Consider the following 9,482-nt stretch of genomic DNA (forward strand, 5'->3'; position numbering starts at 1 on the left):
AACAATGATTCTTTCCTTATTAAATTAAAACAAGTTTTCAAAAATAATTAATCTAACTCCTTCTTCGTTCCATCCACCGTGCAGTCGAGCTTGCCCTTGGACAGGCGGACCTCGACCTTGTCGCCCGGCTTCATCTGCTCCGCTTCTTTCACCGCCTTGCCCGAGGCGGTGTCGGTGGTGATGCTGTAACCCCGATCCAAAATTGACAACGGGCTCAGCGCATTCAGGTTTTTGGCGACGCCTTCGAACTGTTGCCGGTGCCAGCGGAACTGCGACGCCATTTGTTTTACCAGCCTGTGTTCGAGATTGGCGCGTCGGTCCTCGCCGTGTTTCAAATCCCATTGCGGCGACGCCTGTGTGAGCCGGTGCACCAAGCCGGTGGCCCGGTTGCGTTGCACCAGCACCCACTGATCGAGGCCGCGAAGCAGGCGTTGTGTCATTTCATCCAAGCGTTGCGCGGGTTGTTCGAGGATGCGTTGCGGTTCGCGAAAGAAGCGCCGGTCGATGAGCCGCCTCAAATGATCCCTGTACTCGCCGATCTCATCGTCCATGCCGTCGATCAGCGAGTTGATGAGCCAGCTCAAGTCTTCCATCACATCCTTCAGCCGAGGCACCGCCAGTTCCGCCGCGGCGGAGGGCGTCGGCGCACGCAGGTCGGCGACGAAATCGGCGATGGTGAAATCGATCTCGTGCCCGACGGCGGAGATCACCGGCAACTCCGACGCGAAGATGGCGCGGGCCACCACTTCCTCATTGAACGCCCACAGGTCCTCGATCGAACCGCCGCCGCGTCCCACAATCAGTACATCCAGATCCTCGATGGTGTTCATGTGGTGGATGGCCTCAGCGACTTCCTCCGCCGACCCGTCGCCCTGCACCCTGACCGGGTAGAGGAGCACCGACACCTTCGGGTTGCGCCGCGTGATGACGTTCAACAGGTCGCGGATGGCCGCTCCGGTGGGCGAGGTCACAATGCCGATGCGCCACGGGAACTCCGGGATGGGTTGTTTCTTTGCCTCGTCGAACAGGCCTTCCTTCTGCAGTTTTTCTTTGAGCTGTTCGAACGCTTTTTGCAGTGCGCCCAGCCCGCGCGGTTCCAGCGAATCGACTACAACCTGGTATTCGCCGCGCGGTTCGTACACATTCAGCCGTCCGCACACCAGCACCTGGTCGCCGTCGGCGGGCTGGAACTTCGTGCGCTGGCGATTGCCGCGGAAGAACACACAGCGCACCTGGGACTTGTCGTCTTTGAGGCTGAAGTAAGCGTGGCCGGAGTTGGCGACGACGTAGTTGGAGATTTCGCCTTCCACCCACACCATGTCGAACGCCTCTTCAAGCAGGGCGCGGATGGTGCGGGTGAGCTCGGTGACGGTGAAAACGTGGCCGCTTTCGTCCTCGAGGGGGGCGTCGCCGAAGGGTTGCGGGGAGGACTGAGCCATGAAGGCGATTCCTTAAAAACTCAAAACGAGAGCCACGCTACAGGCAGAAGCAAACCGGGCGGACGGCTCACAAATTGTGGATGGACTTGAACGCGGTCAGCGTGTTCTGCATGAGCATGGCTATGGTCATGGGCCCGACGCCGCCGGGAACGGGCGTGATGAACGAACACTTTTCCGCCACGTTGTCGAAATCGACATCGCCCACCAGCTTGCCGTCCACGCGGTTGATGCCGACGTCGATGACCACCGCGCCGTCTTTCACGAAGTCGGCGGTGACGAACCGCGGTTTGCCGATGGCGCCGACCACGATATCCGCTTCCCTGGCCACTGCCGGCAGGTCCTTGGTGCGCGAATGGCAGATGGTGATGGTGGCATTGCGCTGCAGCAACAGCATCGCCATCGGTTTGCCGACGATGTTGCTGCGGCCGATGATCACCGCGCGTTTTCCCTCGATATCGATTTTGTAATGATCCAGCATTTCTATGATACCAGCGGGCGTGCACGGGGCAAGCGTTTTGACCCCGCTGGCAAGGTGGCCGACGTTCACCGGATGAAAGCCGTCCACGTCTTTGCGCGGATCGATGGCTTCCAGCACGCGTTGCGAGTCGATCTGCTTCGGCAGGGGCAGCTGCACCAGGATGCCGTGGACCGAATCGTCGCTGTTCAGGTCGCCCACCAGCTTCAAAAGGGTGGCTTCGTCCGTGTCCGCGGGCAGGTTGTGGGACAGGGACTGAAAGCCCACCTTCTCGCAGGTCTTGTTCTTGTTTTTCACGTACACGGCGGAGGCCGGGTCTTCGCCGACCAGCACCACCGCCAGTCCCGGCACCTTGCCGGTTTTATCTTTCAACACCGCCACCTCGGCCTGGACGCGGTCCTTGATGACCGAGGAGACGAGTTTTCCGTCGATGAGTGTCATGATGCGTGAGTTCGAGTGGGTTGGGGTTGCCGTTACAGGGAATCCGGTTTTGAAAAAACAGGCCTCATCATACCAGAACCGGGAAGGATTGGAACCGCCCGGGGAAAAGTTTCAGCGGTTCCGGAAAAATCAAACCACCAGTTCCAGCAGAAAATCAAATTCGGGTTGAACCTGTTTTTTGATCGAGGGGACCATCTCGGGAATGAGATCGAGGTGGACCCAGTATTCGTCCGGCACTCTGCGGTTGCCGGACTCCATGTCCGGACTGAATTCCATCTCATGGCACAGGTAATCGGCCATCGCCACGATGCGTGCGTCATCCCGGTATTCCCCCGCCTCCTCCGGGCGGTGGTGGTAGCGGGTGGCTTCCGCGTGCATGGGAGGCAGTTTCCAGGTCTCAAACAACACCGCGCCCAGTTCCGCATGGTCGAAACCGAATTGCTCGCGTTCCAGTAGGCACAAATCCTGGCCTTCCGCAGCCTGTTGCGTCAGGATGGCGGACACCGCACTGGGTTCGCGCACACACAGGAGGATGCGGCCCATGTCGTGCAACAGCCCCACCAGGTAGAAGCGGCCGGGACGGTCGCACCCCATCCGCATGGCCAGCCGTTTGGCCAGCACGCCGCAGGCCACGCTGTGCCGCCAGAACTGGTCTTCGTTGAACAGGTCGTGCGGCACGCCGCGGAAATTCTGGATCACGGACATGGAGAACAGCAGGTCCGCGAGGGGTTCCGTGCCTACCAGCGCGATGGCGTGGTCGAGGCTTTCAATTTTACGTTCGAAGCCGAAGAAAGGGCTGTTGACGATTTTGAGCAGGCGGGCGGAAAACCCGGCATCGCACCCGATGATCCGGCCGATGTCACGGAAGGATTTATCGGGATCGGTCAGCGCGTCATAGATGGCGAAAAAGTTTCTTGAAAGCGCGTAAACCCTATCCTGCTTGCGGATAAAATCGCGCGCGGTCACGGTATTCACGACTCCCTCCCGAAAATAAGCGTTCAGGCGATATTCAATTCCTTTATCAGTCGCGACAAGTAAGACCGCTGAACGTCCAGAATCTGTGCCGCCTTGGTGCGGTTGCCGCTGGTGGATTTGAGGGTGTTGAGAATGAACGAGCGGCGAAAGGCATCGGTGGCGTCTTTGAGTGTGGCGCCGACTTCCACATCCAGTGGCGCCTTGGTGGATTCAAACGGGAAACTGTCCGGCCGGAGCTCCTCCCCTTCTTCCAGGACGATGGCACGCTCGACCGCGTTTTCCAGCTGCCGGATATTCCCGGGCCAGTGGTAACCCTGGAGATAGTTGACCAGTCCCTTCGGAACTTTTTTAGGTTTTTCACCTTCCGGAGTGTGCTTGCGTATGAAGTAGTGAAGGAGGTCCTGAATGTCTTCATGGCGATCGCGGAGAGGCGGCAGTTCGATATTGATGACGTTCAAACGGTAATACAGGTCCTGGCGGAATGTGCCTTCCTTCACCATTTTTTCCAGATCGCGGTTGGTGGCGGAGACGATGCGGACATCCACCTGCGTCTGCGAGGTGCCGCCCAGCCGCATGAACGATTCTTCCTGAATGACGCGCAACAGCTTGACCTGCATGTCGAGTGGCATCTCGCCGATCTCGTCCAAAAACAGGGTGCCCCTGTCAGCGGCCTCGAACAGGCCGATTTTGCGGCTGTCCGCTCCGGTGAACGCGCCTTTCTCGTGGCCGAACAGCTCGCGTTCCAGGATGGATGCCGGGAGCGCGCCGCAACTGATGGATACGAAAGGGTGCGTCTGCCGGGAACTGCGGTCGTGGATGAGGTGAGCGAACAGTTCCTTGCCCGTTCCGCTTTCACCGGTGATCAACACCGCCGCCTTGGAACTGGCCACGCGCTCGGCCTGGCTGATGGCGCGGCGCAGGGGGGGGCTTTCCCCAACGATGGAATAACGCTGGCGGTACTTTTCCTGGAGGCGGTCGAACTCCTCGCCCAGGATTTCGTTGTTTCGGGTGAAGTTCAAAAACATCGCCATCATGCGCGAGAAACGGTCGAGGAACACGTGGTCCACGTCGTTAAACGGCGTGTCGTCTTCCTTGTCCAGCATCTGCACCACGCCCAGCACTTTGTCGTCGAGCATGAGCGGAAAGCAGGCGATGGACTGCACGTCCATGTCGGTCATGTCGCTGACTTCCCGGAACCATCTCTCGTCCTTGCGCACATTGTTGGAAATGATCGGTTCGCCCGTTTTGGCAACGATGCCGGCGATGCCCACCCCGAGCGGCAGCTCCACCATTTTCAGCTTGTCCGTGCCCTCCCCCGAGGCCTGGTAAAATTGAAGGGTGCCGGTCTTTTCGTTCAGCATCAGCAACGATGCGTTGCGGCACCCCACCACGTCCAGTCCGGTCTCAAGGGAAATCTTGAGCAGGGCATCCACCTCCTCGAACGTGGTCTTGAACAAGGAAGAGATGTTGCGGATCGTCAGGATGTTGGCAAATTGATTGATCTGTTTCATGATTCAGGTGACAGAACGGCGCGGGTGTGTTTCAATCCGGTCAGTTTCTTTTGGCAATGAATGAAGGCGGCATTCTGGCCCCACATCCCCTGCGGGTTCCGGTACGTTTGATATTATTTTATAATTGCCCGTTTTTTAGCTTATTGTAAACGGTTTGATGCGGTATCGGACAATTTATTATAAACCTTTTTGCTGAAAGCATCCAAAATAAACCAGATTGTAAATATGTTTCAAAGCGGTATAAAACAACACCTTACCTCCTTGGTGGTGCTTGCGGTGCTGGGCCTGGCGGCGTGCGGCGCCACACTTTCCGCTCCTTTTTTGTACGAGGACCCCTCCTTCATCCTTGAGGACCCACGGGTGGGTTCCGTGGCCAAAGCCTGGGAGGGCCTCTCGCTGGAGAACGGGTACCGTCAGCCGGTGTTGTTTTTTCCTACGCACTGGACCGGGCACTCGGAGAGGGCTCGGCATGGGCTTTCCATTTGACCAATGTGTTGATCCACGTTGCGGCGGGGTGGGTTTTATATTTTCTGCTGGTGGAGGCGACGGCGCGAACGCGTGACAGGCCGAAGTCGGAATGGGTGTTTGTGCCGATGATGGCTGCGGGATTGCATCTCATTCACCCGCTCAACGTTCAGGCGGTGGCATACCTTTCGGACCGGGGGTTTCTTCTGTCCACCTTGTTTTCCCTGCTGGCGGTGTGGAGCGTGGCCCGGTTTACGCGGTTGAGGCAGGAAGCACCGAAAAGTTTTACCGGACCCGCCTGGATGCTGGCGGCAGTGGTCTTTTTGATGCTGGCGGCGGGCACGCATCCGGCCTCGGTGTGCCTGCCGGTGGTGGCGGTGGTGTACCTCATTCTGTTCGGTCAGGACCCGACTCTCAAAAGGGAACTCAAGATCGGACTCGCGGTGTTGATTCCCATTCTCCTCTACATGGCCTGGAGGGCGCCGGGAGACCCGTCGGCCCTGTCTGCGGACGGCGAGGCGCCGGGCCGCTGGGCTTACCTGGCTGCACAGATCAAGTTTCTCTGGTTTTTTTACGGATTCAAATACCTTCTGCCATTCAACCTGAACTTCCTTCCGGATGCGGCCCTCGCGGGTGGGGGCGATGCGGGGGTGTGGGCGGCCCTGGTATTGACGCTGGCCGTGGCATGGCTGGCCTGGAAAAAAACACAGTCGCCCCTGCTGCGATTCGGGTTGATCTGGACGGGTGTCGCGTTTCTTGCCAACTCGGCCCTGGTGCCTCAATCTCCGCTGGTTTCCGAGGCCCGGTTTTATCTGCCGGGAGCGGGTCTCCACCTCGTCGTGGCCTGGGCTCTGGCGCGCCTCACCCACCGGGTGCCGGGGCGCCTGGTTCCGATCGCCGCCGGACTGGGAGCGGTGCTGTTGACCCTCGCCGTGTTGCGCGGCATGGTGTTTTCGTCGGAAGAAACCCTGTGGCGCGATGTGCTGGACAAAAACCCCCGGTCAGCGGGTGGCGGCCATGCAGTTGGCTTCCTTTTATGAACAGGCGGAAAAGCCGGAAGAGGCGGAGGCGGTACTCAAACAGGCGATTGCGGTGCGGCCGGATTCCGAAAACCTGCGCCTCCAACTGGGTCTTTTGTATATGAAGCAGAAACGGTTCGATCCCGCCATAGCGCAGTTCGAGGCGGCGATCCACGGCGGCACGCAGAATCCCGTTGCCTACTACCACGCCGGGAAAGCGTTGGTCGAGCAGGACCGCGGGGCGCAGGCCCTGCCGTTTCTGGAGCGCATCATTCAGGGTGAGAGCCTGCCGGGCAAATATTATTTCCTGCTGGGCCGCGCTTACCACCAGGCCGGGCGGCTGGACGACGCCTTGAAACAGTTTCGCCTCACGGTCAAGAAAGATCCCGGCAACGCGCTGGCCTACAACCGCATGGGCGAAGTGTACTGGGACATGAAGAGTTACTTCTTCGCCGACGTCGCCTTTCAACAGGCGTACGAAGTGGACAACGCATCGGTGCCGATCCTCAACAACCTCATCAGTTCGAGCATGTTGATGAAGCATTACGAGGAAGCCATCGAGTACTGCGACCGCCTGCTGGAGATCGACCCCGACAACCCCAACGCCCGGCAGTGGAGGATCGCCGCCGAGCGGTTCCTGAAAACCGAGAAGAAGGAAGAAACCCCTGCGGTGGAGGGAGGGGGCTTCAACCCCTCTTCTGAATGAGCGGCGGAATTGTTGTTCTTTTCAGAAGGTTGTGGTAACTTTTCTGGCTACGCGCCGAAGTGGTGGAATTGGTAGACGCGCCGGACTCAAAATCCGGTGGGGGCGACCCCGTGTCGGTTCGACTCCGACCTTCGGCACCACTTCCCGCGGGGGGAGCTCGCAAGGCTCCCCCTGGGGTCCAGATTTTTTTGAGCGCGTTTGAAACAAGCGGTCTGAAGATTCACCGTCATGCGCACCATTGAAAAAGGGCTTGGCGAAATCCGCCAGCCCCTTTTGTTTTTTCTCCCACCCATTTCCTACCGGGTAAATTCCAAAATTTGCTCCCGCTCCCGGCACCCATCCACAACAGTGGTGGGATTCTGAACTTCCTTTCTTACTTTCAACTAACTCAATACCTGCCCTGGCTTATTGTCAAAAACCAAAGGTGCCGAGCAACCAGCCAATTCCGTTTCTCCAGCTATTCGGAGTATTGCCCTCAGCCGTTGGTCGAATTCCTCGACCGTACAGTTTTTCCCGGTCAGGGTAATATGCCCCACTTTGCGGTTGGGGCGTTCTTCTTTCCCGTAAAAATGCGGGGTGGCTCCCGGGATGTCGCGTATTTTCCCTTCTTCTGGCAATCGACCTATCAGATTTACCATCGCCGCGGGTTCCGGAGAATTAATTTCGCCCAATGGCAGACCACATATGGCTCTGAGATGATTCTCGAATTGTGATGTTTGCGCGGCTTCGATTGTCCAATGACCACTATTATGAACGCGGGGTGCAAATTCATTTGCGAAAAGCTGATCATTAACCTGAAACAGTTCCAAGGCCATTACTCCCACATGTTTCAAATTTTCCATTAAACTTTTAATTATGGAATTGGCCTGAATTTGTAGCGGGTCACCTAAGCGGTTGATTGACAAACGAAGAATACCTTCACGATGGCGATTTTCACTTATTGGATAAAAGACCATTTCGCCTTTTTGTCCACGAGCCGCAATTACTGACAGTTCCCTTTTAAAGGCGACCTTTGATTCGACAATGCATGGAGATTTTCCAAGCTGTTCCCATGCACCGCCAAGATCATTTTCCCCACGTAACAAGGCCTGGCCCTTGCCATCGTAACCTTGGGTGCGGGTCTTGAGAAAGGCGGGAAGACGAATTTCCTGAACCGCGCTGGTTAAATCTGCCAGGGTTTCAACGGGAGCGAATCTTGCCGTAGGAATTCCCAAGGTTCCAAAGTGCTGCTTCTCAACCAGGCGATCTCTCGCCACTGCCAAAACGGAAGCCGAAGGATAAACCGGAACCTGCTCTTGGAGCAATTCCAGAGCGGACAACGAAACGTTTTCAAATTCGTAAGTAACGACGTCCGCCCACGCGGCAAGTTGCTTCAGCGCAGACTCGTCGTCATAGGGGGCACAGAGATGCTCTCCGAAGGCAGCAGCGCATGGATTACTATTGGGGCAAAGAAACATGAAACTTTGCCCGAGCGAGCGACCTGCCTGGGCCATCATAAGGGCGAGCTGACCGCCGCCGAGGATACCAATATTCATCAATCGCCTTTGCTGGGATCAGGATTAGCCATTACGGAATCGGTTTGTTTCTGACGGTAGTTCTTTAATGCGATTTTAACATCCGGGTATTTGTTGGCAAGGATACTGGCCCCCAATAAGGCCGCATTGACAGCTCCCGCGCGGCCAATGGCCAAGGTTCCAACAGGGATCCCGGCAGGCATTTGAACGATGGAAAGCAAAGAGTCCATGCCATTGAGTGCTTTTGACTGCACTGGGACACCCAGTACCGGCAAAGAGGTTTTTGCGGCCATCATGCCAGGTAAATGGGCCGCGCCTCCTGCACCAGCGATGATGACTTCCACGCCTTTCTCCTCCGCGCTTTCCGCGTATTGAAATAACTTGTCGGGGGTCCGGTGTGCGGACACCACTTCTACCGTATACGCAATATTCAGTTGTTTTAAAGTATCCGCGGCATGACGCATGGTGTCCCAGTCGGACTTGGAACCCATAATTATGCTGAGGCAGGCATGGTTTCCCATATTCATGGATGGATATCTCCCAATTGATAATCGCGAAATTTATTCTTTAAACCATTTCATAAAAACATTTACAAGGGACACAAGCGTCAAGATGGCTTCATTTTAGCATAGGTTGCCTCTGGCCATTGAGCAGCGGAAATTCGATTGCGAGCGAAGAGAGAATCTGCTCACTCCTGAATTGCCTTCAGAGCCGAATCACTGCATTTAGCTGAAAACCCTGTCCCCAGGGCAGGGTTCAGAGTTCGAAGCTTCACCACCGTAAATTTGGAATCGGAGGCCCTTTTCATTTGTTGAAGAAAAACCTGTGAAAACCGGCCAAAAATCACACAGGTTTTCACACATGCACATTTTAAAGCCAATAAACAAAAATAAAACAACCGATTATAATAAAACCGGATAGACTCAAAATCCGGTGG

Annotated in this window: 9 protein-coding genes and 1 tRNA gene; 3 read left to right on the top strand and 7 right to left on the bottom strand. The window is 56.7% G+C overall.

The window, feature by feature from the left end; all coding sequences use genetic code 11:
• Nucleotides 1–47 precede the first annotated feature (47 nt).
• The 4 genes from xseA to TX82_RS03665 form a co-directional block, all read right to left on the bottom strand.
• Entirely contained in the window at nucleotides 48–1,439 is a 1,392-nt protein-coding gene (gene xseA, locus TX82_RS03650; protein WP_005007108.1) for an exodeoxyribonuclease VII large subunit, read from the bottom strand.
• Between the two features lie 67 nt (nucleotides 1,440–1,506).
• The gene (folD, locus tag TX82_RS03655) at nucleotides 1,507–2,355 is read right to left on the bottom strand and encodes a bifunctional methylenetetrahydrofolate dehydrogenase/methenyltetrahydrofolate cyclohydrolase FolD (RefSeq protein ID WP_005007111.1); all 849 of its coding nucleotides are present in this window, start codon (nucleotides 2,353–2,355) and stop codon (nucleotides 1,507–1,509) included.
• Nucleotides 2,356–2,484: 129 nt separating this feature from the next.
• A complete protein-coding gene (locus TX82_RS03660) occupies nucleotides 2,485–3,330 on the bottom strand; it encodes an HDOD domain-containing protein (protein ID WP_005007113.1) in 846 nt (281 codons plus the stop codon).
• Between the two features lie 23 nt (nucleotides 3,331–3,353).
• Nucleotides 3,354–4,841 (bottom strand): sigma-54 interaction domain-containing protein, encoded by a 1,488-nt coding sequence (locus TX82_RS03665; RefSeq protein WP_005007116.1) that lies wholly within the window; start codon nucleotides 4,839–4,841, stop codon nucleotides 3,354–3,356.
• Nucleotides 4,842–5,323: 482 nt separating this feature from the next.
• Here TX82_RS03665 and TX82_RS03675 point away from each other — a divergent pair, with 482 nt between their 5' ends.
• The 3 genes from TX82_RS03675 (at nucleotide 5,324) to TX82_RS03685 (ending at nucleotide 7,171) form a co-directional block, all read left to right on the top strand.
• The gene (locus TX82_RS03675) at nucleotides 5,324–6,346 is read left to right on the top strand and encodes a hypothetical protein (protein WP_005007121.1); all 1,023 of its coding nucleotides are present in this window, start codon (nucleotides 5,324–5,326) and stop codon (nucleotides 6,344–6,346) included.
• Nucleotides 6,324–7,031 (top strand): tetratricopeptide repeat protein, encoded by a 708-nt coding sequence (locus TX82_RS03680; RefSeq protein ID WP_042250474.1) that lies wholly within the window; start codon nucleotides 6,324–6,326, stop codon nucleotides 7,029–7,031. Before TX82_RS03675 ends, TX82_RS03680 begins: the two co-directional genes overlap by 23 nt.
• 53 nt (nucleotides 7,032–7,084) lie before the next feature.
• Nucleotides 7,085–7,171: transfer RNA gene (locus TX82_RS03685), tRNA-Leu, on the top strand.
• A gap of 243 nt (nucleotides 7,172–7,414) precedes the next feature.
• Here the strand turns inward: TX82_RS03685 and TX82_RS03690 are convergent.
• From TX82_RS03690 to TX82_RS16475, 3 genes are all read right to left on the bottom strand, one after another.
• Complete coding sequence (locus tag TX82_RS03690) at nucleotides 7,415–8,566, bottom strand: 5-(carboxyamino)imidazole ribonucleotide synthase (RefSeq protein ID WP_005007123.1); 1,152 nt, start codon at nucleotides 8,564–8,566, stop codon at nucleotides 7,415–7,417.
• Nucleotides 8,566–9,072 carry a 5-(carboxyamino)imidazole ribonucleotide mutase gene (gene purE, locus TX82_RS03695; protein WP_005007125.1) on the bottom strand — a complete coding sequence of 169 codons (507 nt, stop codon included), beginning with the start codon at nucleotides 9,070–9,072 and terminating at the stop codon, nucleotides 8,566–8,568. Before purE ends, TX82_RS03690 begins: the two co-directional genes overlap by 1 nt.
• Before the next feature lie 161 nt (nucleotides 9,073–9,233).
• The coding region (locus tag TX82_RS16475; protein WP_222822960.1) for a hypothetical protein at nucleotides 9,234–9,482 on the bottom strand (249 nt) is incomplete at its 5' end.

Source organism: Nitrospina gracilis 3/211, from assembly GCF_000341545.2.
GTDB classification, from domain to species: domain Bacteria; phylum Nitrospinota; class Nitrospinia; order Nitrospinales; family Nitrospinaceae; genus Nitrospina; species Nitrospina gracilis.